This is a genomic window from Algoriphagus litoralis (assembly GCF_003259255.1).
Taxonomy (GTDB): domain Bacteria; phylum Bacteroidota; class Bacteroidia; order Cytophagales; family Cyclobacteriaceae; genus Algoriphagus; species Algoriphagus litoralis.
Genome location: NZ_QGOL01000006.1, coordinates 20,840 through 46,924, shown reverse-complemented (window position 1 = coordinate 46,924; position 26,085 = coordinate 20,840). Strand labels below are relative to the sequence as shown.

General features: G+C 41.8%; 20 protein-coding genes. 7 read left to right on the top strand and 13 right to left on the bottom strand.

The genetic code is table 11. The annotated features are described in order from the left end of the window. Positions 1–12: 12 nt before the first annotated feature. Together DK188_RS05910 and DK188_RS05905 are read right to left on the bottom strand one after the other, a co-directional pair. The gene (locus DK188_RS05910; RefSeq protein WP_111669890.1) at positions 13–597 is read right to left on the bottom strand and encodes a DUF4136 domain-containing protein; all 585 of its coding nucleotides are present in this window, start codon (positions 595–597) and stop codon (positions 13–15) included. A 401-nt stretch (positions 598–998) separates the two neighbouring features. Then, complete coding sequence (locus tag DK188_RS05905) at positions 999–2,204, bottom strand: acyl-CoA dehydrogenase family protein (protein WP_111669889.1); 1,206 nt, start codon at positions 2,202–2,204, stop codon at positions 999–1,001. A 115-nt stretch (positions 2,205–2,319) separates the two neighbouring features. On the opposite strand from DK188_RS05905, the gene DK188_RS05900 reads away from it, so the two are divergent. Continuing rightward, positions 2,320–3,291, top strand: coding sequence for a tryptophan 2,3-dioxygenase family protein (locus DK188_RS05900; RefSeq protein ID WP_111669888.1), 972 nt, complete (start codon positions 2,320–2,322; stop codon positions 3,289–3,291). Positions 3,292–3,419: 128 nt separating this feature from the next. On the opposite strand, the gene DK188_RS05895 is transcribed toward DK188_RS05900, so the two are convergent. After that, positions 3,420–4,682, bottom strand: a complete 1,263-nt coding sequence (locus DK188_RS05895) for a hypothetical protein (RefSeq protein WP_111669887.1) — start codon at positions 4,680–4,682, stop codon at positions 3,420–3,422. Positions 4,683–4,880: 198 nt separating this feature from the next. Between DK188_RS05895 and DK188_RS05890 the strand changes: the two genes are divergently transcribed. After that, complete coding sequence (locus DK188_RS05890; RefSeq protein ID WP_198672971.1) at positions 4,881–7,229, top strand: TonB-dependent receptor; 2,349 nt, start codon at positions 4,881–4,883, stop codon at positions 7,227–7,229. Continuing rightward, entirely contained in the window at positions 7,219–8,142 is a 924-nt protein-coding gene (locus tag DK188_RS05885; RefSeq protein ID WP_111669885.1) for a DUF4625 domain-containing protein, read from the top strand. Before DK188_RS05890 ends, DK188_RS05885 begins: the two co-directional genes overlap by 11 nt. A gap of 53 nt (positions 8,143–8,195) precedes the next feature. Here DK188_RS05885 and DK188_RS05880 read toward each other — a convergent pair whose 3' ends face one another. The 5 genes from DK188_RS05880 to DK188_RS05860 form a co-directional block, all read right to left on the bottom strand. Further along, a complete protein-coding gene (locus DK188_RS05880; RefSeq protein WP_111669884.1) occupies positions 8,196–10,409 on the bottom strand; it encodes a carbohydrate binding family 9 domain-containing protein in 2,214 nt (737 codons plus the stop codon). Continuing rightward, positions 10,406–11,728, bottom strand: coding sequence for a DUF3526 domain-containing protein (locus DK188_RS05875; protein ID WP_111669883.1), 1,323 nt, complete (start codon positions 11,726–11,728; stop codon positions 10,406–10,408). The genes DK188_RS05880 and DK188_RS05875 overlap by 4 nt, the downstream gene beginning before the upstream one ends. Beyond that, positions 11,725–13,125 carry a DUF3526 domain-containing protein gene (locus DK188_RS05870; RefSeq protein WP_111669882.1) on the bottom strand — a complete coding sequence of 467 codons (1,401 nt, stop codon included), beginning with the start codon at positions 13,123–13,125 and terminating at the stop codon, positions 11,725–11,727. Before DK188_RS05870 ends, DK188_RS05875 begins: the two co-directional genes overlap by 4 nt. 6 nt (positions 13,126–13,131) lie before the next feature. After that, positions 13,132–13,830 carry an ABC transporter ATP-binding protein gene (locus tag DK188_RS05865; protein WP_111669881.1) on the bottom strand — a complete coding sequence of 233 codons (699 nt, stop codon included), beginning with the start codon at positions 13,828–13,830 and terminating at the stop codon, positions 13,132–13,134. Between the two features lie 439 nt (positions 13,831–14,269). Beyond that, the gene (locus DK188_RS05860) at positions 14,270–15,877 is read right to left on the bottom strand and encodes an amidohydrolase family protein (RefSeq protein ID WP_111669880.1); all 1,608 of its coding nucleotides are present in this window, start codon (positions 15,875–15,877) and stop codon (positions 14,270–14,272) included. Positions 15,878–16,119: 242 nt separating this feature from the next. Here DK188_RS05860 and DK188_RS05855 point away from each other — a divergent pair, with 242 nt between their 5' ends. Both DK188_RS05855 and DK188_RS05850 read left to right on the top strand, forming a co-directional pair. Next, positions 16,120–17,127: an alkaline phosphatase D family protein gene (locus DK188_RS05855; protein WP_198672970.1), complete on the top strand. Its 1,008-nt coding sequence runs from the start codon at positions 16,120–16,122 to the stop codon at positions 17,125–17,127. A gap of 138 nt (positions 17,128–17,265) precedes the next feature. Then, positions 17,266–18,759: a calcineurin-like phosphoesterase C-terminal domain-containing protein gene (locus tag DK188_RS05850; protein ID WP_111669878.1), complete on the top strand. Its 1,494-nt coding sequence runs from the start codon at positions 17,266–17,268 to the stop codon at positions 18,757–18,759. A 55-nt stretch (positions 18,760–18,814) separates the two neighbouring features. Here DK188_RS05850 and DK188_RS05845 read toward each other — a convergent pair whose 3' ends face one another. After that, complete coding sequence (locus DK188_RS05845; protein WP_111670200.1) at positions 18,815–19,936, bottom strand: MBL fold metallo-hydrolase; 1,122 nt, start codon at positions 19,934–19,936, stop codon at positions 18,815–18,817. 200 nt (positions 19,937–20,136) lie between these two features. On the opposite strand from DK188_RS05845, the gene DK188_RS05840 reads away from it, so the two are divergent. After that, entirely contained in the window at positions 20,137–20,499 is a 363-nt protein-coding gene (locus DK188_RS05840) for a MerR family transcriptional regulator (protein ID WP_111669877.1), read from the top strand. Further along, positions 20,486–21,589, top strand: coding sequence for a hypothetical protein (locus DK188_RS05835; RefSeq protein WP_111669876.1), 1,104 nt, complete (start codon positions 20,486–20,488; stop codon positions 21,587–21,589). The genes DK188_RS05840 and DK188_RS05835 overlap by 14 nt, the downstream gene beginning before the upstream one ends. Positions 21,590–21,606: 17 nt before the next feature. Here the strand turns inward: DK188_RS05835 and DK188_RS05830 are convergent, their stop codons facing one another. From DK188_RS05830 to DK188_RS05815, 4 genes are read right to left on the bottom strand one after another with little or no spacing between them, the layout of a single operon-like run. Beyond that, entirely contained in the window at positions 21,607–22,791 is a 1,185-nt protein-coding gene (locus DK188_RS05830; RefSeq protein WP_111669875.1) for a helix-turn-helix domain-containing protein, read from the bottom strand. A gap of 52 nt (positions 22,792–22,843) precedes the next feature. Then, positions 22,844–23,389 (bottom strand): hypothetical protein, encoded by a 546-nt coding sequence (locus DK188_RS05825; RefSeq protein ID WP_111669874.1) that lies wholly within the window; start codon positions 23,387–23,389, stop codon positions 22,844–22,846. Next, positions 23,389–24,405 carry an HAD family hydrolase gene (locus tag DK188_RS05820; RefSeq protein ID WP_111669873.1) on the bottom strand — a complete coding sequence of 339 codons (1,017 nt, stop codon included), beginning with the start codon at positions 24,403–24,405 and terminating at the stop codon, positions 23,389–23,391. Before DK188_RS05820 ends, DK188_RS05825 begins: the two co-directional genes overlap by 1 nt. A 58-nt stretch (positions 24,406–24,463) precedes the next feature. Then, positions 24,464–26,032, bottom strand: coding sequence for an arylsulfatase (locus DK188_RS05815; RefSeq protein WP_111669872.1), 1,569 nt, complete (start codon positions 26,030–26,032; stop codon positions 24,464–24,466). Positions 26,033–26,085 lie beyond the last annotated feature (53 nt).

Sequence of the window (26,085 nt, the reverse complement as noted above, 5' to 3'; positions counted from 1 at the left end):
TATTACTAATGATTATTCGGCAAATCTGTCGAAATTCCAATCATTGAAAATTGATATTATTTTAGCTTCAAGATTTGAAATGTCTTTCATATCTGCTACTTCGAATGCTCCCGAAGCAAAACCTTGCCAAATATTCAAACCTGTCTCTGCATCAATGAAATCTACGAGGATCGTTCCTGCCTCGACAGGCACCATTTTCGTTGTCATAGATCTTGGACCGAATCCCAAATAATCTTGTCTATTTGTTAATCGATACGTTCTTAATTCTGTTGGTTTTTCAAAAATCCTGAAATTCACAAGCATGTCTGGATTTTCGGAGTTGTGACTGAATCCTCTGGCTTCCATTTGAGTCTCAATGGCGTCTTTCACCATTTTATTTGAGGTCAAATTGTTGTAAACCAGCATCATCTCTCCATCAATCAAGACTTGATTTTCAGGAATAATCTCTTTATTGAAAACCCACTCGTAGGTCTTATAATCACTTAAATCCGCCGACTCATTTTTGTCGGTGTATGTTTTTTGAGCGTTGACCCAAGTAGCGGATACCAACATAAAAAAGACTGCACTTAAAATATTCTTATAATTTAAATTTCTCATAATCAAAATATTTAATGGTTAAAAACTTTATATTATATTTAACGGGCCCTATTTAATAAGGTTATTCTGTATTGTTATTTATTGAATTTATTGTTTTATATATTTTAATAATTATTTTAATATATTTTACATATCGTTTATATATAAAATATATTTTTAAATAATAAGCTTTTTCCAAATAATAATTTTTTTTCGAAAAAACCATTTCCTTCTGGTCTAAAGATGATTCTTGTTTTGTATTGTGATTGAAATGGAATTTTATATGTAAATAAAAAGGTCGTTAGCGAAGTAGCTAACGACCTTCTTTTAATCTGAATGATTTGAAAGAATTAAATCTATTGAAAAATCAGGTTGTTGATATCAACCTAGCAATTGTTGACTTGTTGTAAATTGAATCCCAATCACTTAAAGGCTTGCAACCCCGTGATCTCCTGACCCAGAATTAATAAGTGAATGTCCTGAGTGCCTTCATAAGTCACCACAGACTCCAGATTCATCATGTGTCGCATGATTGGATATTCTCCTGTGATTCCCATGCCTCCATGGATTTGACGAGCTTCTCGGGCGATGTTTAATGCCATTTCCACATTGTTCCGCTTTGCCATCGATATATGAACTGTTCGGGCGGTGCCTTCATTCATCATTTTGCCCACTTTCCAAGCCAAAAGTTGTGCTTTAGTGATTTCAGTAAGCATCTCTGCGAGTTTCTTCTGCGTCAACTGAAATCCTCCAATCGGCTTGCCAAACTGGATTCGCTCTGCGGCATATCTTCTGGCAGATTCATAGCAATCCATCGCAGCGCCGATTGCTCCCCAAGCAATTCCGAATCTTGCAGAGTCCAAGCACATCATCGGAGCTCCCAAACCCGATTTGCCGGGAAGTAAGTTTTCCTTTGGCACTTTCACATTGTCAAAAACCAGTTCTCCAGTGCAGGAGGCTCGAAGAGACCATTTACCATGAGTTTCAGGAGTAGTAAAACCTTCCATTCCCCGCTCCACGATCAAACCGTGGATTCTTCCTTCTTCGTTTTTCGCCCAAACGACCGCAACATCAGCTTTTGGAGAATTGGAAATCCACATTTTGGCGCCATTGAGCAGGTAGTGATCACCCATATCCTTGAAGTTGGTCACCATTCCGCTTGGATTGGAGCCATGATCAGGTTCTGTGAGACCAAAACATCCCAAATATTCACCAGAAGCCAGTTTTGGAAGGTATTTTCTCCGCTGCTCTTCAGAACCGAATTTGTAAATCGGATACATCACTAGTGATCCTTGCACAGAAGCAGTGGAGCGCATCCCTGAGTCGCCACGCTCGATTTCCTGCATGATCAGTCCATAGGAGATGTAATCCAAACCTCCTCCTCCATACGCTTCAGGAAGCTGCGGACCAAAAGCACCCACATCACCGAATTTCCGTACGATTTCATAAGGGAAATGAGCCTTTTGGGCCCAATCTTCGATATAGGGAGAGATTTCTTTTTTGACGAAATCGCGGATGGATGAGCGGATCAGCTTCTGCTCTTCGCTGAGCAAATCGTCTAGGTCAAGAAAATCCACCCCGTCAAAAAGATCCTGCTTGAGGGATTTCTGAATATCAACAGCCTCCATAGTATATTTGGTTTATTTTTGGGAATCACTCATTTTTGCCGGGAACATTACCCAACAGCTGCCCGAAATTAAGTAGAAAGGCGCTGAAATAACTACCTTTTTGACTAAAAATCCCATGCAGGAAGCCCAATTTGATCCCAAAATTTTAGATAAAATCCATCAACTCCAGGAAAAGTTTAAAGCTTCCGGTCAGGATATGCTTTCGTATCTCGAAGGCTTGCTCTACGCAGACTATCTGACCTATTGGGAATACATCAATTTGGACGTTTTGTTGTCTTTACAGCAACCGAAAACCAGTTTCAAGGACGAGAAGATTTTCATTATTTACCACCAGATTACAGAGCTGTATTTCAAGCTGATTATCTCTGAAATGGAGCAAATCGCAGATCAGCATGCGATTTCGGAAGACTTTTTCAAGGCACGTTTGGAGCGAATCCTGATGTACTTTGACCATTTGATAAGTTCATTTGCGATGATGTGGAAAGGAATGGAACGGGAGCAATTCCTGAAGTTTAGAATGTCTCTTCTCCCTTCCTCGGGATTTCAAAGTGCTCAGTTTCGCGAAATTGAGCTGATGGCGACAGACGCCTTTAATCTGATTACGCTTAGCAAAAGAGGGGAATTTGACTACCATAGTCCATCGGATGATTTGTTTGAGCATCTGTATTGGCAGCAGGGAGCGATCGAATTGGCGACTGGAGAAAAGACCCTAACCCTTAAAAACTTTGAACTGAAATACGGCAAAAAGCTCATTCAACTGATCGAATCGTATCGGCGAAAAAATCTCTGGCAAAAGTACATGGAGCTGGAGAGTCCATCTGAATCAATGACAGAGCTGATGCGGCAGTTTGATCTGAAAGCCAATGTCTTCTGGCCTTTAGCACACTACAAATCTGCGGTGAGATATCTTCAAAGAGATCCGGTGGATATTGCCGCCACGGGTGGTACCAACTGGCAGAAATACCTTCCTCCTCGCTTCCAGAAAGTAATCTTTTTCCCAGAACTTTGGACTGAAAATGAGATGGAAGAATGGGGCAAAGGCTGGGTGGTCAAGGAGATTTTTGGGGACGAAATTCAGAAGGGATAAATGGGATTTTAGTATCAAATTGCCAGATTTAAGGCAGGCTTCACGCTTTCACCTATATGCTTGAAATGGAAACTAAAAAAGCCCAAACTTTTCACATCTGGGCTTTTACAAAAAATATTCTTTAAAAATTATTTTGTTTGAAATCCAACTCTCATAAAACCAGTGACAGGATTGTTTAAAGTCATCTTTTTGACTGAATTCAAGTTTTCCAAATCCAAAACCTCGATCTCTGTTCTAGATGGTGATAGTACATAGAGGTATTTCTCAGAACTGGTCAATACCGGCGGCAATTCATTCATCAAACGATAAAATGATGCGTCATCTTGAACCTTGCGGGCCGATGCTCCTCCATCAAGGGAAGCCACAGCTATCGGAGCCTGTGCAATAGTACTTCCAGTCTCGCTTTCGATTACTTTTACCGAATTATTGGAGGTTTGAATGATGAGTTTAGACCCGTCTGCAGAGAAGAAATAGTTACTCACGTCATCGCCGGAATAAACATTCTTCATTGTTTTTGAGCTGGGATCTATTGAGAAAATGCCTTTATTTCTTGCCCAGCCATAGAAAATGTTTGAGTTGTCATTCGACTTGATGGTACCCATCCAGTTGCCGGAAGTTGGTTCTAAGGGTGAAATATTATCAATTCTGAAGAGCTGATTATTGGCTCCCGCTACCAAAACCCCCTCAGTTCCTCCAAAAATAGCATATTGACCATTTGATGCATCCCCATGTATTCCAGTCACTTTGACATCTTCAGATTCTACCACTACTTCCCCCGTAGACGAAAGTATTTTGATCGTTTGGGGAAGTGCACCCGCGATCTCAGGATTTTTGTAGGTGACTACCAGTTTATTTCCAGTCAACCAGGTAGCTGCGCCATGGTGAACTTCATTGTTTAGGTCTTTGATGATGGTGGGATCAAATGATGGGGTTTCCATCGTACTTTCTCTAACCCAAGTCACGGAACCGTCACCGTCATTGAAGATGATAATATTTCCGTTTGTTGCAGAAAAATGAGTAGGCAAGGGTGCAGATGCCGTTGGTGTTAACCACCTCATTTCGTATTCATGGCCATGATCAGAGTGGTTTTCGATTCCAGTGTCAAAGAATCTCACTACACCATTTACCCGCTCGATCGATGTAATGTATCGTCCGCTGGGACTTAAATAGTTTGCACTGCCTTGAGCAAATGCGTTAACTGACGGATTTTTTACTTCTCCTGTGATCGGGTTCATCATAGAAATGTTACCAGAGGCATTCCAGGTAAGGACCCGAATCCATTCACTTTCCTGATTTTCAAAAGTGGGTTGTTCAACGATTGGATCTTCTTTTTCCTGACAGGAATACGCCAAAAATGCCAGTCCAATAAAAGCTGTCTGTAATTTTTTCATGTGTGGTAAATTGATTTGTTGACCGTAAAGCAACAACAGGAATTTCTTTTGTGCAATAGTGTTGCAAAAATAAATGCAATATTGATGCAAAAAAGAGGAATTTGCTTTGAGGCTAATTTTTCGGCCATTAATATTGCAAATGAAACAGTGTTGCAAATTTCCGTGATTCCAAATCCAGTTCGATCAATCTGCTTTTTAATGCTTTTCATTTTTGTGCCAAAAGCATATGCACAGGAAGTATTAATGAAAGGTCAAGTGACCGACACTCATGGGAATTACCTTTCAGCATTGATAGAGGTTAAAACAAAGTCCGGTACTCGAACCAAGTTTCTGGCAGATCAGAAAGGATTATTTGAGGTTTACATGGCCCAGGATGAATATCTGATTATTTCCCATTCGGGATATATCCAAGTGGAATTGAATCAGGCCGAAGAAGGGTGGATTAAGGTGATCATGATAGATTCAATTATTGAACTGGATGCCGCCTTAGTTTCCGGAAATCGGGTAGGAGTAGGTAGTAGGGAGAGCTCCATGTCAGATGTGATTATTTCTGGTGGTGAGATCAGAAATGCTCAAAGCATGACTTTTGCAGGCTCGCTCGAGAATATTCCAGGCATCTCTTCGATGAACCTCGGTGTTGGAGTAGCCAAACCAGTGATTCGAGGCCTGAGCTTCAATCGGATTTTGGTCAATGACAAAGGAATCAAACAAGAAGGGCAACAATGGGGCGCTGACCATGGGCTTGAAATTGATTCCCACGATGTGGATCGTTTGGAGATAATTAAAGGTCCCAATTCATTGATGCATGGTCCGGATGCAATGGGTGGGGTGCTAAATATTCTACCGGAACAGCCACTTCAAACTGACGGTTTAAAAGCTGGTCTTTCCTTGGATTATCAGTCAAACAGTCAATATTTTAGTCAGTCTGTCCATCTGAAGGGCCGTAAGGATGATTTTTATTACATGGGTCGCTTGACAAATAATACACATGGCGACTACCATGTACCCACTGATTCCTATGTATATGCCGGTTATGTGTTACCGATTTTCAACGAGCGGCTGAAAAATACTGCCGGTAAAGCGCTACACTTTTCAGGTACTGCGGGAAAAATTCTAAGTCGAGGCAAGTCTCAACTAACCGTTTCAAGGTTTGGTCAGGAAGCAGGGATTTTTACCGGGGCAGTGGGAATTCCAACCGCTTACAGTTTGGAAGATGATGGAAATCCAAGGGATATAGGATTGCCCCGACAGATCAACACCCATTGGAAGGTGATTTCCAATTCAAATTGGTTGATAGGAAACCGATCGATTGAGCTTGATCTAGGCTACCAAAGAAATATTCGTCAAGAGGAATCGCTTCCTCATGTACATGGGGTAGGACCTACTCCTTCCGGAAATCTTGCGCTTGGATTGGATCTCAGCACATTTACTGCAAACTATCGGGAGGTTTTGACAGTCAATTCTCAAACCCGCTTGAATTATGGATTAATGGCTCAGGCCATGATCAATGAGTACGATGGATTTGAGTTTCTTTTACCAGCTTACCGAAGCTATTTGGCAGGAGGTTATTTTATTGTTAATCAAACCATTCAGGATCGTTTTCACTGGAATGCAGGAATCCGTCTCGATGGAAATATACTTTCAATCGATGAACACCTTCAGCCTATTTATGACCGACTGGAGGCCACAGGCGAGTTTGATCAGCGAAATCCTGATATGGAAAGGAAGGCTCTGAGACCTAGTTTTTCAGGGGGAGTTTCTTGGGAAATCGATGAATTTCAAATTCTTAAGGCAAATCTTGGCTCGGGACTTCGCTTTCCCACTCCAATAGAATTGGCATCCAATGGCATTCACCACGGCAATTTTAGACACGAAAGAGGAAATGCTAATCTTATCCCTGAACGGAGTTATCAAGTTGATTTGGCTTATAGCTGGGCTCAGGAAAAACTTTCCTTTGGCATAACTCCATTTGCCTCGCTGTATCGTGGATTCATCTATTTAGCACCAAGTGGCAGTTTTTCGCCTTTACCGGGATCGAGTACACTTTGGGAATACAAACAAGATGATGCTGTGTTTTTGGGAGGGGAACTCTCCGCTCAGTTTCAGTCCAACTTCAATATGGACTTCAATCTGGGGATGGATTATGTCTGGAATTACAATCTAGAATCTCAGCTACCACTTCCTTTAACACCCCCATTTTCATTGCTTGCGGGTTTTGTTTACCACTATGAGCTCCGAAGTAATTTGGTCAAAAACGTATCCTTTGGCGTGGATTTCAGACATGCTGCTGCGCAAAACAGGGTTGCAAGAAATGAGCGAATAACTCCTGGATACCAATTGATAAACCTGAATTTCAGTACCGAATTGACTGTGGCAGGCAGAAGTTTGGCCTTAAATCTTGGGGTAAAAAACCTTACCAATCAATTCTATTTCAATCACCTAAGTCGATATCGACTAATCAATATTCCAGAACCTGGAAGAAATATCATTCTGGGACTTTCTATCCCATTGACACAGAAAAATTCATCAGATACCTATGAAAAATAACTTGTCCTTTTTGCTAGCGATCTTATCCGGATTATTACTCACTTCCTGCGGTGACTCTGAAAATCCCAAAGATCTTGATCCGCCTGTAATCTCTTCTTTGACCGCAGGTCAGGAAATCCAGCCTTCTCCTGGAATGCTTGTGACACCGAGCAATCAATCGGTAAATGTAGATTTTAGGGTTTCAGATCCTTCTGGTGTCAAAGAAATATTGTTGGATATACATGGAGGGTTTGATGGTCATTCGCATGCACGCCTAACTAATTCCTTTGAGCGGCTCAATGTGAAACGGATTTTCAGCAGCACTGCTTCCAACCCTAATTTGGTCATTCCGTCTGGAGCGCAGGATGTGAGCATCGATTCCCATGAAATCGCTTGGGAAGGGACCAATTCAGAAGTAGTCGGAAATTTATTAGCCGGTCCCTACCATATCACGATTTCTGCAACAGATTCTGAAGGAAACCAAACCGGGTTTGCTGATGGGTCTAATTATCACACTACCTTTTACATACAGCGACCCTATGCTCCTGCCATTTCTTTGGCGAAGAAGCCAAATGGGAAATTGGAGGCATCTGTCGGTCAGAACCTGATTTTAGCCGGACAAGTGAAGGTGACAGATCATTCCTTATCATCGCCCTTGAAGTTTATTTGGATGAGACTTACCAATGAAGTAAGCCTGGATGAACAGAAGGATATTGCGGAAAGCACTTTTGCTGAAGTAATGCTGGGAACTTCCTCCTGGCGAAGTTTATCCGGTGATCCCCTTGAGAGCGCCCACACTTTGGACTTGGCAGCCTTCATTGCCCAACATCCCTTACAGGTGCCAGCAGGCCAGCAAAACCTAAGCCTGGTCATTTGGGCAGAAGATACCGCAGGTAATGTAACCCGGGAATCTATTCCGCTTGAAATCAAATAAGGTTGGTTGTTTTGGTTGCAAAAGTCCCTGAGCTATTGGGGACTTTTCTTTTTCTAGAACTGCCTCAAATAGCTCACCTTGGCGATTCCGCTTTGATTTTGGACTGGAGTATTTTGAAAGTTACTTTCATTGTAGACCAGATAAAGAAAGCTTAGCGGGGCAAATTCCCAACTTCCTCTGAGGTTAATTCGGGCCTGTTTGTCATACGTATTGTATTGATAAAATCCCGAGAGTTGGATCCGTGGAGTAGCTGCCAGCCGAATTCCTGCCGTGAACAAATCTGTTGTGAAATCAGCCTGTTCCTCGCCAAATCCTGTAAAAGAATTGTGCTCATAGCTAAATTCCGCTGCAATGTGAGGAATAGGAGCGATTCGGCTGCTCAGTGAAAGACTATTCAGACTTCCATTAAAATATCCTCCAAAAGAATAGCGGGCATCTAGGCTTACTTTTTTGGATTGATCCATTCGATATCGCAACGCATGTCGAGTAAAATCATATCTGCCAGGAACAATCGTCTGTCCCAAAATCGGGAAAGAGAAGTCATAATTCTGAACCGTTGGAGAAATGGTGTATGAAATCAGACCATTGGATCGGGTTAGGATGTAAATTGGGAACATGTCCACGCTGATTTCTTGAGTGGCAAGTGTGCTGGTCGTCTGATACCAGTTGACAAAAAATCCCGGATCCCAGCGCCTGACCCAAGTGGAGAGCCACCCTTTTTCAGGTCTCCAGATGTAGTATCCTCCAGGATTGGAATAAATGGTATTGTTTGCAAAGACAAATCCCATTCCGGGAAGATACTTTTCATCTACTAGTCGTGTCACCCAGCCGGCGTACCAGTTGTTAGGAAACCAACCTACATAGAAGGAGCCTGCAAAACCAATACTGTCGTTGGTGTTTTGTCTGGAAGCACTTGCAAGATAAGTGATGGTCCAGGTGTCATTGGGACGGATCAAACCATCCAGTGTAATCGTGGTATTGGATTGAGCTTCTAACCCTTTTTCAGGTTGGTTTTCGTCATTTCGTTGGGTCAGCATTACGCCAATATTGTTTTGCTTTCCGTAGTTTTTTAAGTATCTCATTAATGAAAAATTCACTGGAGCCTGAAAATCCGTGCCTCGTTGGCGAACATACAATCCTGCCAAAGTTCTTTTTTGATTTCGATCGGTAAATCTGGCTCCAGCTTCGATAGGAATGGGATCTGAATTAAACTGAGCATTGGCTAGTCCGATTGTTCTGCTGAAAAAAGGCTTTAAACCGGGACTATCAGCACCAGAGTAAATTCCACTGTTTTCCAGAAAAAACTGCCTCCGCTCCGGAAAGAAAACATTAAACCGTGTCAGGTTATTTACCGCTCGATCCACATCAGCTTGAGCAAAGTCCGTATTGAAAGTCAGGTCCAAAACCGAACTAGGAGTGATAGCCCACTTCATTTCTCCTCCGGCCTTCCATTCCGTTTTGCTGATTGTTTCTCCAGCAGAATTGATGGATTGGGAAGTTTGTGCCAATCCATAAGGCTGAATTCTGAAGTTGACAGACGGGGGAGGGAGCTCCAATCCTTTAAGTTGGGCCGCATAAGTCATCCGATAAGGTGAAAAAGCTTGAGGGATCGCTGGAAAGACGGTTTGCTCGTAGTCTCTCCTTGCCAGTCTTGCCAATGTAATTCCCCAGGAAACAGAGTCTTCCTTTTCTTCTGATTTGGTATATCGGATTGATTTAAATGGGATGGCCATTTCCACGACATAGCCGGAATCTAGGATGGTAGTTCTTACCTTCCAAAGTGCATCCCAGTCATTGTCTCGAAAGGAATCATCAAAAACCTGAAGATCACGCTGATTTCCATAGGGAGTGGATTGGAAGCTTACATTGAATCGCTTTAGGTTTTGCGGGTCAAGCTGAATGTAGAACATGTCATTTTCCCCATAAAGAAAATCTCTCCGAAGATCCTGTACCCGAACGCCTTTTTTTCCTAAACTATCTGAACAAAATGCACCGATGTAGAGATTTTGATCATCAAACAAAATCCGAACCGTCGTAGGATGAACCACTGTAGCACCTTGGCGGGGTTCCATGGCAAAGAAATGTTTGATCGGTATTGCCGACTTCCAGTCTTCTTCATCCAAGGTGCCATCTACGATGATTTTCCCTGTTGCCCTCACAGCAAATACTTCAGGAGAAATCAAAGGAGGATCAAAATTCTCAGCAGTTTGGGCAAGTAGAATTTCCGGAAGGAAAACAATAAGCCCGATTAAAACCCAGTGCCTCATTTTTCGAGGAGCTTTTCATAAACAGTGAATTTCTCTAAATCCACTTTCACCTCATTCCACTCGTCCAGAATTATAGTTTTGCAGATTTCCAAGTTGGCGGACTGAATTTTCTTGCGGTAGTTTTGATAGGCGATGTAGTCCGTTTCAGCGAGGCCAAAGAGGTAATTTTGAATTCCGATAATGGGATTAAACCAATAGGAGGAAGTGATAAAACTATTTTTCTCCCCAAAACTATTTTCAATTTTTTCACTGACTTCCTTCATGTGATAGGCTATTTCCGTCCTGTAAATACTGCTTTTTAAATTTTGGGCAAAAACGCTGTCAGGCACTGTCGCCAGTTTGGTCTCCTTGAGCTCAGGGTAATTTTGAATTACCCTATTCCTGACTATAGGAAAATCAGTATCATAGATGTCTTCGGTGTCTTCACGCTTGGCATCGAGAAATTCTACCATCAGGTTGTTTGGATATATCAGACTCGCCGCCTGATGTACCGCTCCTGGGATAACCATTGCAAAAATCACCCAAATCAGGGTCAAAGTCATTGCCTGCGCAGTTTGACCCATCTGCAGGTGTATTAATCCGATGATTCCCAAGAGCCAAATCCAAGTGTAAAGTAGGATGATAGCTGAAAATTGGAAAAGCGAATTCCCCGCCTCTGCAATCACACCGGAAAAAAGGGCTGAAATAAGAATGAGGGCTATTAAAAATCCAGATACATAGATTCCGATGGAAATTATCCTACCAAAAATCCAAGGTGATTGGACCCCCAATTGAATCTTGATCAATTTGGATACTTGCTTATCCTGTTCGTATCCACCGACAGTAAAGCAAAGCACAATCAACAAAATCGGCAGTAGAAAAAGCACTACGAAAGTGAAGTCCAAAGCACCTAATGCGATCCGCTCCGGGTTGCTGATTTCTGCAGCAAGGTCACCATCATAAGCTGTCGACCAAGCATTGATTCGCTTGTAAAAACCAAACTGCTCTGCCTGACCAACAGCAAAAACCATCATGGGAGAAGGAGCTTTCGTCAGGTGTTGGGCGGAAGAATACATGGCCCAATAGGGAGTTTGAACATCTATCCAAGGGCTGTCTTCGGGACCTTTTTTATTCGCTTTCAGATACGCTTTAGCTTCGTCCAGTTGCTTCTTATAGATAGCTTTTACTTTACTTATCGTGTCGAGTTGCTTATTTCTGAGGGCATATCCATTGTAGATAGAGAATCCGGCAGCAATCAAAAACAAAACAACAGCTATGATTTTATAGGGACTTCGGATAAAATTGATCCATTCCCACTTTAGGTAATTGAATAGGTTCATATTCGAAACTTGCTAGAATTGATCAATAAAAATCCTCCAATTACCCAACCGAATAGGATCATAACATCAGTCCAGAGAATATTGAAAACTTGATTTAAAGGAATAGCCGAGTAAGAAAAATCCTCCAGAGATCGGTAGAATTCCTGATCTGCAGCCCATTCCCAGTCCCCGGTTTTACTGCCACCATAGGCGTGCTTTTCATTGAGACTTTTGATGAATTGCCGGCGGTATTGCTCTGCTTTAAGCATAAAGTCTGCATGGTGAAAGTAATCGGTTCCGCTGAGTCCCATGCTTAAGCTCTGAAGGCTTTGAAGCGGATTTGGAATAGAGCTTACTTGGGTGAATGTCTTCTGTTTTCTCAGGACCTTATTCAGATCTCCAAAGTGCTTGTCCCAAACGACATTCCCGACTTCCTCATCAGCCTGCATTAAGAGTCCATCGAAATTGATTGGCAACTCCTCAACAGTTTCGACCTGGTATTTTCGCAAAACAGAATCTTTTAATGCAGCTAGTTTTTCCTCCTCAGGGTTGTGGCCGTCCAAGCTTGAAGCTCGGTCAGCTCTCATCCCGTCTGCAAATGCCTGTCGAGTCGGAAGTTGATAGAGCTGTTCACCAAGCGTGCCTGAAATCTTAGGTAGAAAAACTCCCCATACAATCCAGCATGCCAACATCAAACTCAGAGCAGTGCCTGCCTGTCTTAGATTTGCTGTCAAATAAGCTGTACAACTACTGATGATCCAGTAAAAAGCTGCATAGCCTACACCAATCAAACAGGTTCTCAGGATCACTTCGGTGGTTAATTTTTCTGATTGCAAAATCAACTGGAGGGAAAGTGTCACAAGAAGAAAAAGGACACTCAACAGCCAATAGGCTATGATTTTACCGAAAAGTATCTGCCTGAAATCTCCGCCTTGAACCAAGAGAATCCGTACTCGGTCTGATTCTCGCTCGGTTCGGATAGAAGCAAAAACCAAAAAGATCAACAATAGTGGAATGATCAGTTGGAGTAAAAGTGCCGGCCGAAGTTTCCCAAATCTTGAAATCTGCAGAGATTGAGAAGCCTCGCTGTATTGGATTTCGTTTTGGCGGTGTCCTTCCAAATAAAGGGTTTTGCCTACCACACCATTTACGCCTTCATCAAACCCAGTTAGTGCACTCGAAGGCTTAAACAAATACGTTCCATAATGTGCCGCATTGTGCGGATTTCCAGCCTCCTGATTGTCCCATTGGGATCGGATTTCAGCAGAGGCCTCAGCCTCCATGGCTATCAATTTTTTGGTCTCGGCTACGCCAAAATAGCTTGTGAGTCCTACGATTAAGATCAGGACTATGATTAGCCCAATAAACCAAGGATTTCTTCTCAGAAGTATCCATTCATTCCAGATGATGGCTTTCATAATTTTTCAGACAATAGTTCCCAGATATATTTCTTCCAGATCATTGGCAGTGACTTCGGCTGCTTTCAATGATTTTAAAAGTTTGCCTTGATGGATGATTCCAATCCGGTCTGCGGTTTCCTTAACCCGAAAGAGATCATGAGATGCCATCAATACCGTTGTTCCCATTTTGGCAAGCTTGCGGATCAGGTCGGATAGCTCTTTGCTTGCAAGGGGGTCCAAGCCACTTGCAGGCTCGTCCATTAATAGGATTTTGGCTTTTTTGGCATAAGCGATTGCGATCCCCACTTTTTGCCTCATTCCTTTGGAGTAAGTCCCCAAGGGTCTGTCCATCGCACTTTTTTGAAGTCCGCAGGTTGACAAAAAGTGTCGCAAGTCTTCATCCGAATAGGTAGAACTGGCGAGTTGTGTGAAATATTTTAGGTTTTCCAACCCGGTCAACTGAGGATAGAGATTGACGTTTTCCGGGATATATCCAATGATCTTTCTAGCCTCAGCAGGATTTTTGAAAGGTTCTATTCCGGCTACTGAAACGGTTCCACTATCGGTACTTAGAAACCCTAAAAGCAAATTTATAGTAGTCGTTTTTCCCGCTCCGTTTGGTCCGAGAAGTGCGAAAATCTCCCCTTCAGGTATTTCCAATGAAAAATTGTCAAGGGCTAAGTGGTTGTTAAACTGTTTGCTAACTGAGTTGAGTGATATCATGGCTATTTATGCAATTGAGTTGCATAAATATAAAAGCAATAATGTTGCAATAGCAAGGAAGGATAAAAAAAACTGTCTGCTAAGCAGTCTTTTAACTTTTAAATCAAATTATAAAAGCATTGAAATCATGATAAAAGTCAAAGCTTTTTCTATCATGGTATAAGTATCAAGTCACTAGAACCCTGAAATGATCAATCAGCAATAAACAATGGCCAATTTTCAAGGAGAAGGTTTATACCGGGATCCCATGGAAATTGACCATTGATGATTCAAATAAAAGTTCCACATGGAAGAATTTGCGAAGACGGGAGATTAGATTTTAGTATTAAGTATCTAGACATAAGTATCAAGATACTAGACTAAAAATCTTCTGACTAAAAAAGAAAGAGTTGTTATACGCTAGAATTAAGGCAGTCTTGTGTCTTGAATTTAGCATCTTTTAAACTGGATAATTCGCTATTGCAAAGGCCTCCGCGTTGTTGTAGCAAAAATCATCCACTAGCTTTTCGGCATCTTCTCTTGACTTGATATGAGCAAGATGTGTATTCTCTGGATTCTTTCGGGCCTGATCTATTTCAAAGACCAGATTGTTGGCAAAAAGCTCGTATTCCAATGCAGTAGGGTAAGGGTCCACTGGATCGATCAATCCCTCGAAGTCAGTTCCAATGGTCAGACATTTCCAGATTTTCGGTTTTTCCTGATCCGTTAAGTTTGGATTGTTAAAGGCACTTTTGGCGATTCCTTCGATATTTTCCCAGATGAGCTGGATTCCATTTCGTTTGCTGTTCGGATCTTTCAGGTCTTTTTTGGTGATGCCCAGAATCCGCTGATCAAAGGAAATTCCAAACATCCCCTCGGTTTTTACAATCATTTCGATGTCCTCGTCACACATGTTGATATTCCATGCGTTGTACTTTCCGGAAGGATCGCAGAAGTCGTCTTTTTCCTTTTTTTCGCAGTCGATATGATCCTGCAGGGTCTTAATCCCCGAATAGCCACAGTGTGAAGCAATGACAGGAATCCGGTCCCCTTTGTCCAATCTTTCCCGAACCAATTGGTAATATTCCTGACGAGAGCGTGCAGCCATGTGCTTGACATCGATCAGAATCCGATAGCCCAATGAAGGGTCTGGTTCGCCGGATAGGGATAAACTAAGCGTCTCCCGGATAATCCGGTGACCATTTCTTCGAAAACCTCCATTCATGTGTTTCCACTGCTTCATCAGTACTTTGCCCATGCCAGGAATCGAGTGCGCATGCCCGCAGAGATGATTGTCAAAGTGATGGGCGAATGTGATGAAGAACACGGGCACCTCCCACATCTCTTTAATGAATTTGATCCGATCGGAGATATCCTGGACACTTTTGCATTTATCTGTTCCGATGGAGTGTGCGCCTTCGATAGTGAGTATCATGGTGATCTCGCTATCATCAGCAAGAGATTTGATTAGTTCTTCACGGTTTTTAGGAATTCGATAGCAAGCATTCTCGGCTACATAAGATTCCGGAAATTCCTTTGCGCGTTTTTCTGCAGCTTTTCTATCACCAAAAATTGCACCGGGTACATGGATTTCATTCTTTTTGATCCGCTTACCTGAGTCAAGGAGTACAAAGTCTTTTTCGCGGTTTAGCGACTGCCAATAGTCGTATTCAGGGGATTGAAAGTAGTCCACAACCTTGTCAGGAATCCGCATATAGGCTGTCTGTAAGAGATCACGCTTGACTCCAGAGTGACCCAAAATACCCCTTGCTACAAAGTGATACCATTTATCTTCCTTGATATTGGGATCCATGCCCAACACAAACTGACGTTCAAGGGGATAAAGGGAATTGAAGGTGAGACGAAGGTTGGCGTTCCAGCATTTTACCAGATCGATTTGGCTGTAGCTGGCTCCCATTTTTCCTTTTTCTTGAGATTTAGAATTGGAAGCAATTACTGTCCAAGGGCTAAATTCTCCCTTTCTGCTAAATTTCTTTTCTTTTTCCTGCATTTGGAAGTGTGCCCGCATGTGATTGTGGCAATGGAGATCTGAGAATTTTCGCTTCATGAGTTAAAAATTTTGGTTGTCGGATTATCTGAAAAAGACGCGATCGCAAAAACGGAGTGCAGCCTTTGGAGTGGCATAGAAAGCATACCTTTCAAATTACCAACTTAAATTGCTGATAAATAGGAGTAAATACAATACCTATTGCTCAAAAAAATATACCGGAATCGTTAAGAAATTGATAACTTTTATTTCTGGTCATAAAGCAATTTCAAGTTTTTGCAACTTGGTATCAAATTGAAAATATGAAAAACAAGCTATTCTTTTTTGCCCTTGTAGTCTTATCCAATTCCTGTAAACCAAAAGTTCAGGAGGAGATTCAGCCTGATATTACCAAAATAGCCTTTGGTTCTTGCAATAGGCAAGATGCGCCTCAACCACTCTGGCAGCCGATTCTGGCAGACCAACCTGATCTTTGGATCTGGACGGGGGACAATATCTATGGTGATTCACCGATTATGGATACGCTTAGAGCCAAGTATGCCCGACAAAATAGTCATCCAGAATATGCTGCTTTAAAGGCTTACACGCCGATTATAGGAATCTGGGATGACCACGACTACGGGATCAATGATGGAGGGAAAGCATTTGCTCAGAAAAAAGAATCACGAGACATCATGTTTGACTTCTTAGAAGTGCCAGCTGATGCTCCTGAGCGATCGAGGGAAGGGGCTTACTCATCCCGTCTTTTTGGTCAGGGAGAAAATTTGATCAAAATCATTCTGCTGGATGCAAGGTATTTCAGAGACACACTTCAGCGGGTCGAAAGGGTCTATTTGCCAAATGAAACTGGTGAGATTCTAGGTGAAGCCCAATGGACTTGGCTGGCGAAAGAATTAAAAGAAAGCCCTGCTAAAATCAATTTGATCATCTCAGGTATTCAGTTTTTGCCTACGGAGCATGCATATGAAAAATGGGCAAATTTCCCTCTGGAGCGTGAGAAACTGCTTGATTTGATTGCCACGTCCGGCGCAAAAACGCCCGTACTTTTGAGTGGCGATCGGCATATTGCCGAGGTCATGAAGCTGACCGATAACCGCTTTCCCAATGGACTCTACGAAATTACCGCAAGTGGTCTGACCCATACCTGGAGCGGGATTGCAGAAGAACCAAACCAGTTCCGAGTGAGTGAACTGATCGCTAAACTCAACTATGGACTGGCGACAATCGATTGGGAAAAAGGAGAACTTACCTTTCAGGTAAAAGGTGAAGATGGAGCCGTTTATGCTGCTCAATCTATATCGATTAAATGAGTAATTACCAATTCTTAATTTTCTTTGGCCAATGATAAATGAGCTATACTCAAGAACTAGTGCTCCAATATCAATAGTGATTTTATATTGAACTAATAACGAATAACCCTTAACCTTTAACCCTTAACCACCTTCCCCATGTTCAACCGTAGAGATTTTATCAAAGGATTAGGGCTCACCTCCGTAGGGTGGCTGGGCCTAGGTGATTCCGTTTTTGCCCAAGTCCAAAATGAATTTCCTATCCAAAAGCTGCCTTCCATTTTTGCACCTATCCGCATCAGAGGAAGGGTTTTGACGAATGGTCAGGGAATCCAGGGAGTCGCAGTATCTGATGGCAGAATGGTGGCTCAGACCAATTCCTCAGGTGAGTATGAACTGATCTCAGGCACAGACCGGGATTTTGTTTTTGTTTCTATTCCCTCTGGATTTGAAATTCAAAAGCAACCCAACGGATCTGCCTCGTTTTTTCAGCGGATAGAATCTACGAAGTCTGAACAAAACATCAATTTCGACTTGAAAAAATCTCTCCATTCAGATGAAAATCATCACTTTTTACTTTTATCAGATACCCAAATTCAGGATGAATATGAGGCGAATCAATTGCTGACAGTAGCCGCTCCGGATGTGAAGAAAACTATCGCCTCCTTGAATGATCCCAATATTTTTGGAATAGGTTGTGGAGATCTAGTCTATGATCGTCTTGAACTATACAAGGAATACAATCAGTCAATTCAGATGTATAACGTTCCATTTTTTCAGGTAGTGGGAAATCACGATATGGACTTTGGTGGGAGGTCAGATGCGACGACAACGGGCACTTTCAAGGGGCATTTTGGTCCGACCTATTACTCCTGGAATCGAGGAGAAGTCCACTATGTGGTACTGGATGATGTCTTTTACCTTGGAGTCGGGACAAAGTACATCGGACATATCCCAGAGGAACAGTTGGCTTGGCTGGAGCAGGATTTGAAGCTGGTGGAAAAGGGCAAAACCGTCGTTGTTTCCCTGCATATCCCAAGCTATACCGGTGCCGTGACACGCTATCCGGACCGAGACACTCTAGGAGGTACGGTCAGTAATCGGGAGCATTTGTATCGAATGCTTGAAGGATACAATGCACACTTGATGTCCGGTCATACCCATTTCAATGATAACATGATCAATGGGCATGTGTATGAGCATTGCCATGGAACAGTCTGCGGAGCTTGGTGGTCAGGTCCTATCTGCTACGATGGTACGCCCAATGGCTTTGCCATCTATGAAGCCAAAGGCTCTGAACTTCAATGGAAGTACAAAGGGACAGGCATGGATGTGAGCGAGCAATTCCGAGTATATCCAGTAGGTTATCACCAGGATTTCGCAGATCAAATGTCACTCAACTGCTGGAACTATGATCCTACATGGGAGATCAGTTGGTTCGAAAATGGGATAAAAAAAGGATCTCCCGAAAAGCGAGTAGCCCTCGATCCCTGGAGTGTCGAATTGCATACAGGACCCGAACTTCCTTCCCGAAGAAAATGGGTAGAACCTCAATTAAACGATCACATGTTTTTCTTTAAACCCGACTCCAAGGATAACCTAGTCCTAGAGGCTAAAGATCGGTTTGGGAATGTATATTCAAAAAAGGTCTGATCGCTTAGAGGAAAATTATTTTGATGTCTGGTTGGGGTAAAAGTTTGCCATTCAATTAGCTTATTTCTCTCCACCAGCTGCTGAATTTCTGTGTGCTGTCTTTCAAATAGACAATTTCACCAATCCGTGGCGTGACTAAGGGACATACGAAATTGGCTTCATTGTATTCTGATACCTTGTTCAAAGGTTCATCCCATGCGTGATTGGCCAGGACAAACTTGGAAGAATGCACTGGAAATAGGCGCTTAGCACCTAAATCACGACTGGCTTTCAGAACCTCTTCCGGTAACATGTGGATTTCTTTCCAAGCCAAATTATACTGTCCATTATCCAAAATGGCCAAATCGACTCCATCAAATTTCTCTCCTATAGCAGCAAAATGCGTATCATAGCCACTATCACCACCAATATAAACTTTGAAATCTCCCGCTTCCAGAAGATATGACATCCACAGAGTATTGTTGCGGGTAAAGCTCCTTCCGGAAAAATGTCTGGCTGTAGCCGTATGAAGCGTTAAGTTAGAACCTAAGTCAAGTTGTTCGTTCCAGTCCTTTTCGTGGATAATACCGGGCTCAAAACCCCAATATTCAAAATGGCTACCCACACCCAGTCCACAGATGACCTGTTTAATTTTTGGCTTTAGTTCTTTGATGGTTTTATAATCCAAATGGTCATAATGATCATGACTGATCAGAAGGTAGTCGATTTCCGGAAAATCCTCCGCCTGATAAAAATCTGTTCCAGCAAAAGATTTGGTGGTAAAGCTAATCGGTGAAGCACTCCCGCTGAAAACCGGATCCACCAAAAAGCGCTTGCCATTTAGTTGGAAATAATAGGAAGAATGTCCAAACCAAATCAATACATCTTGATCCAGAGACAAGTTTTTTAGGTCTGTCTTTACTGAGGGAATCTGACTTTTTGGAACTGTTCGCGGGAATGTTTTAAATACAAACTCCAGCGTAATCTTGGTCATGGAATATCCATCAGATAAAAAAGGGGTGAAGTTTATGTTTTTAAAACTTCCTTCTTTGAAGTTGGGAGAAGCTTTGATCCTCTCAAGACGTTCTCCCTGTGGAGATTTACCAAATTGTGGTTGACGCATAACTAGAGTTGTTGCGATGATAAGTACCAATACACTGCCAAGAAGAACCGCTACTAGTTTCTTAAGTATTCTCATAGAGCGGTGGATTGGGACAAAGCTGCGGATTGGATTGAAATAGATGAAGTCCTGGGTCAAACTCGATTTTCTCTTTCCGGTCAAAAGGAGATTATATCAGGTTTGAAATTTTCGATTCACAAACTTATCTGGTAAAATTGCAACCAACAAGTATAGAGTATAGTCTATACTTTAAATTTATTTCAACAAGATATTGGACTATGTTGATCAGCGAATTGGCAAAACGCACTGGACTTTCAATTCACACCTTGCGTTATTACGAAAATTATGGGCTTTTTCAGGGCACAAGTGACGAAGCTGTGACCTCCAACAATTACAAGAATTACGATGAAAGTCTGGTAGAAAAAATAACTTTAATCAAAGAAGCCAAAAACGTAGGCTTTACTTTGGCAGAAATCAAAGTCATGCTTCAAGGGTGGTATGACATTGGGTTTTCGAAAGAAAAGAAAATGGCCGTAATCAATCGAAAAATCCAAGAGGTTGAAACCAAAATCCTCAAACTCCAAGGAGTAAAGGACTTACTAAACGAATACATTAAAGATATTCAGGATGGGTTATGTTAGATTGTTATTTCTCTTTCAAGTCCTTTGGCTCGTCATCCATGGAAATGCCCAAGCCCAAAACGTTTTATTACATCTTCGCCCTAATTCTTCCCAGATTCTAAACACGAAATATAAAATACAGCAGACAGTTGATCTGAGGATTCAAAAGTCAAAAATCGGTGAAGTATTCAATACCCAAGGTGTCAAAATTCCAGTTCGAATTCAGGGGGATTTGACCCAGAGTGCGCTTTTATTTTTTCAGAATAGTACGCTCTCTGAAGGCAATGAAAATTCAAGTATTCAGGTTCGGATCTATGAAATCAACCTCAACGAACGGTTTGATGCGAATAAAAAGGTCTGGAAGGGTGAAATTCAACTTTTGATGGGTTTTTTCGCTTTAGGTTCGTTTGACCCGGAACCCTTACTTGATTACTCGGGAAAGATCGAATACACTCGCTCCAGTTTTACTATGGTTAAGGTAGAAGAGGTGATGAACCGACTTTTCTTCAATGGACTTCGGTATTTTGATTCTTGGTTTCAGGAAAATTCAGACCAAAGTCGCCCCTTGGCTAAATCCGCCAAGCTGGAATTTATCGAAACGCTAGCTCCACCCAGTGATGAGCGCCTGTATTATGATCGGAACAGACCCTTGTCTTGGGATGATTTTAAAGACCTCCCCAGCCCCAGAAGTAAGTTCAATGCAACGATTTTTGTAAGTTTTTCGGTACAAGGCATCAGTTTGATGGAGGCAGGAACTGTGGTTCAGACGGTGGAAGTAGGGGTTTACATGGTTCCCAATCAGTCCTGGGTGAAGGACCGGAGCGAATATGGCCTCAATCATGAACAGCGGCATTTTGATCTTGGCAGAATCGTAGCAGACCGGATGATCCATCGCCTCAAATCCATGGAAATAGAACCTGACTGGTATCAGGCCAAAATCAATGAGGAATACCTGAATTCCTATCGGGAAATGAATCGATTCCAGCAATTGTATGATTCTCAAACCAGTCACGGATTGGACAAAATAGCACAGGCAAAGTGGAATGATTGGATTGAGAAGGGGTTAAAAGGGGATTGGATCGAACTCGAAAACCTTTTGACAGAGAATTGATTTCGGGCTCCTTAATCCTAATTCATCGGATTTGTCTTTGATTTCACAAATTCAGATGGTGTTGTTCCTACATATTTTTTGAAAGAAGTAATGAAGGAATTTCTATTGTTAAAACCGCAGGAGTTGCCAAGTCCCTCGAGCGTCAAGTGTTTAAAATTCCCATCTTCAATAAGTCTGCAGCATTCCTCGACTCGTTTTTGGTTAATGTATTCAGAAAATGTCGTTCCCAGAATTTGGTTAAGGTAGATGGTGAGTAGGTAAGTCGGGATGTCTGCATGCTTGGAGAGATCTGAGATGGTCAATCCATTTTTTAGATAGACCTTGTCATTTCCGATGGCCATTTGAAGTTTATTCTCGATTTCTCCTATTTTTTCTTCATTCAAAGGAGAAGAATCTTCTTTTGCAGCTGGGAATGAATTCTCAGTTTTAGCAAGAATAAGGTCGACTTCATCCATGCTGTAGAGGACTTTTGGAAAGAATAAAACAATCAAAGAATTGAGAAAAATAACAATTGCTCCTGTGAAGTGAATCAGATCATATCCAATTTTTGAATCCACATACCTGGAAAAAATAAAAAAAGGAACGAAAAGCAAGAGGTTACTCCCCAGATAGAATTTCATCCATAAGATCCATTCTTTTCCGAATTTATTCTCAGAGACATGAATCGATCTGCCAAACCTAAAGATTACTTGTGCTGATGCCCCCCAATAAATAAAGATTAACAAGGTTCTGGCTATGGTATAAAAGTTTGGAGGAAAAAATCGGCTTTGATTGAAATACACAAAAACTGATGGGTTTTCGATTTCAGAACGAATCAGTTCCGCCTTTTCTGCCAATGAAGTGAAAAAATAAATGGGGAAGAAGTCAACGAAATACACCAAGCTAGGAATGAAATGAAGAAGATCCCAAGCTTTCAAAGCTCGGTTTTCAAGCACTTGCCGGATATAGATAAAAGCCAAAGGCGCAAATATCAATGCGCCTATATTCCCTGTGCGATAGAGGGAAGGAAATAATACATGGTAACCCGAGCTGATCAGAAATGCCAGGAATACAGCATAAGAAATACTCAAGTAAGAGAACCCGATCAAGACATTTGATTTTCTCTTTCGGATTCCAAAAATCACCAGCACTGTCCCTGTCACAAACCCCATGAACACCGCCAGGATATATATTAGGTCCTTGACTTCTAATAAAAAAACCATTTTAGATACTTAATTGATCAAATCTAAATGGATTTTTTGATTTTGAATATTGTTAGTTCTTTCTCCAGAGTAGTTTGTTGAATGCGATTCCAAAATTCCAGGAATCGTAAACATTTTGTTTGTTTTCAAAAGATAGATTCAGTGCTATTTCAAATTCTTCACTGATTTCAAAACTATATTCTGTACCCAATTTCCAGAAATAGAGGTTTTCGTTTTTTTCAAATTCATACCCTGGCCCGGTAAATACAGACCAATGCCGCTTAAAATGATAATGGATCACAGTGGCTACGGAGAACGGAAAGCTCCGCTCCAAAAGAACTCCCTCGTCTTCTACTTCAAAACTTTGAATTTTCAGATCGGCCTGAAGTGCTGTAGACCATTTTGGGTGAAAAAAGTAATCTACATCGAATCCCCATGCAGGAATAACTGCCACATTGCGTTCTTGATCAAAACTCCTCGGAACATGTGAATTCATCATCATGATTGCACCCCGGATTTGAGGGCGGAAGGCTTCATTTTCCTCTTCTAGTTCGGTTCCCTGGGCAAATGACTGCCCAAAGGAACCGACTACAAGGATCATTAAAATGATGTATTTCATTACTGAGGATATATTTTTGACCAATCTTTTGCCATATCTATAATCAACCAGCCACGAGAAGGTCCCTCTACTAGACCCCGCTTCAATTGTCCAATATGAGAAAGGCTATCGTAGGCAAATTCACGCTCAGCATCGGTATGATGCAGTAAAATTCCCAATCGCGGTCCTTCAGCGCCTGTGGTATATTCCAGCATCTGGAAATCACCATCCGAATTGCCCACAGCTATGATTGGCTTCATTCCAATATGCTGGTGAATTCCGACAGGTTTGCCGGTTTTGTCATCGATGAAGTTTAATTCAGGGGTTTTTACGATGACCATTTTTCCATCTTTTTCCTCATAGACAGATTTGATAGAGGAGCCCACTACCTGATAGGGAGGGATACCATAGACCTCTTCTGCCCAAACTCTCAGGAAATCTATTCCACCTCCGGATACAATGAATGTTTTATATCCATTTTCTCTTAAAAATTCCAGTAACTCCAGCATCGGTTGATAGACCATCTGCTGATAAGGTTTGCCTGTTTCCGGATGCTTTGCTGACCCAAGCCAACTGGCGACGTTTTGGGTAAATTCATCTTCGGTCATACCAGAATGAGACTTCATGACCAATTCTATGAGACCTTTTTCACCTCCTGCAAGGATACCATTTAGATCTCCGTCAATCGCTGCCTTTAGCACTGGGTCTTTGCTCCATTCGGGATGATTGGTAGCTTCTTTTTTCACATAGTCTATGCCATAGGCTAACTGGAAATAAAAAGGTTGCTCTGCCCATAGGGTACCGTCATTATCAAAAACTGCGATACGGGACTTCTCCGGTACAAAATCAGGACTGTTGGGATCTGTAGTTTTCTGCACAAAAGCCTCAATGGCTTCTTTGTTTGCGCCTTGATTCCATGTTTCTAGGTTGGTTTTTGTCAGAATTGAAACTTGCGAATCAGATGTTTCGTCAGGGGTTTTACAGCCAACTAAGAATGAAATTATACCCAAAAAACACAATATGAAAACATTTTTCATAAGGATAGGAGTTTAAGAAAAGAGCCATATTTTTCGAATATGGCTCTTTGTTTTAGTTTTATTGATTGCTACCCGAAACCATGGATTCTATCTGTTTTTCAACTTTTCCAAGACTCCAGTCCCCAGCTGTTTGGCTTGGTGGATAATCTTTGAAAGTTGATAAGAAATTGAAAGCATAACCTTGGATGGATGTTAAAATGAAAGCTCGGTCTATGTACCAATCGAAATACGTGTTCGAACCTTTTAATGCTTTCTCGAATGGATCTCTCCGTAAGTTTATTAAATAAGGAGCTCTTAATTCAACAAACGGTTCCAGCCAAATTTGTAATTGATCAGCTCTGTTTTCCAAAAACATTGCTTTCCAGTCTTGGTATCTTAAAGCTGCAATTGAACCGGCATCATTGACGTATACAAATCCTTTTCTTGGAGACTCTTTTACTTTACCAGTTAGGTAATCCAATTGATTGACACCGTCAATATAGTTTTTGTAGGATCTTCCATTTAAAGTGACTCCATTTTTGATTTTGGAGGTAATATCAGCATCTCCTGCAACAGCCGCAAGCGTTGGTAACCAATCTTCGTGCGAAACGATACCATTAAGCGTCATACCAGCGGGGATTTTACCAGGCCATCTTACGAATGCCGGTACTCGGAAAGCGCCTTCCCAACTTGAGTTTTTCTCACCATGGAATGGTGTAGTTCCTGCATCTGGCCAAGTGTTGTAGTGTGGACCATTATCTGTTGAATAGATTACAATCGTATTGTCAGCTATTCCCAATTCATCTAAGAGATCGAGTAATTCACCGACCATCATATCGTGTTCTACCATTCCATCACTGTATTCATCCTGTCCAGAAATCCCTCTGTGTTCTTCTTTGACGTGAGTTCTGAAGTGCATTCGGGTAGCATTCCACCAAGTAAAGAATGGTTTGCCATCAGCTACTTGCTTTTTGATGTATTCTTTTGCAGCTGAAATGGTTTCTTCGTCAATAGTTTCCATTCGCTTTTTGGTCAGGGCGCCTGTATCCTCAATCTTTTGCCCGCCTTTACCATCAGCCCAGCTATGGATGACTCCTCTTGGTCCATATCTGTCTTCGAATTTGGTGCCATCTGCCAGAATTAAACCTGTTGGAAAATCTTCATTTTCAGGTTCCTCCTCAGCGTTTAGGTGATAAAGATTTCCAAAAAACTCATCAAAACCATGCATGGTGGGAAGGTGCTCATCCCGATCGCCTTGGTGGTTTTTTCCGAAATGACCGGTGGAATAGCCTAAGCTTTTCATCACGGTAGCAATAGTCACATCAGACTTTTGCCAGCCTTCTTTTGCACCAGGCATCCCTACTTTGGTCATTCCTGTACGCACTGGAACATTTCCGCCTAGGAATGCAGCTCGTCCTGCTGTACAACTTTGCTGACCATAATAGTCTGTAAAACCAGCTCCCTCTTTAGCAATTCGGTCAATATTTGGTGTCATATAGCCCATCATTCCGCGGTTATTGTGACTGATGTTCCATGTACCTATGTCATCCCCCCAGATGACAAGAATATTAGGTTTTTTTTGTTGGGAAAAACCCAAAAGGGAGATTCCAAAAGTTAGAATCGTAAATAATAGTAAGTGCTTTTTCATAATAATGTTAGTAAAAGTTAAAAGGGATATCTATTAAAGGTAAATTTCATATA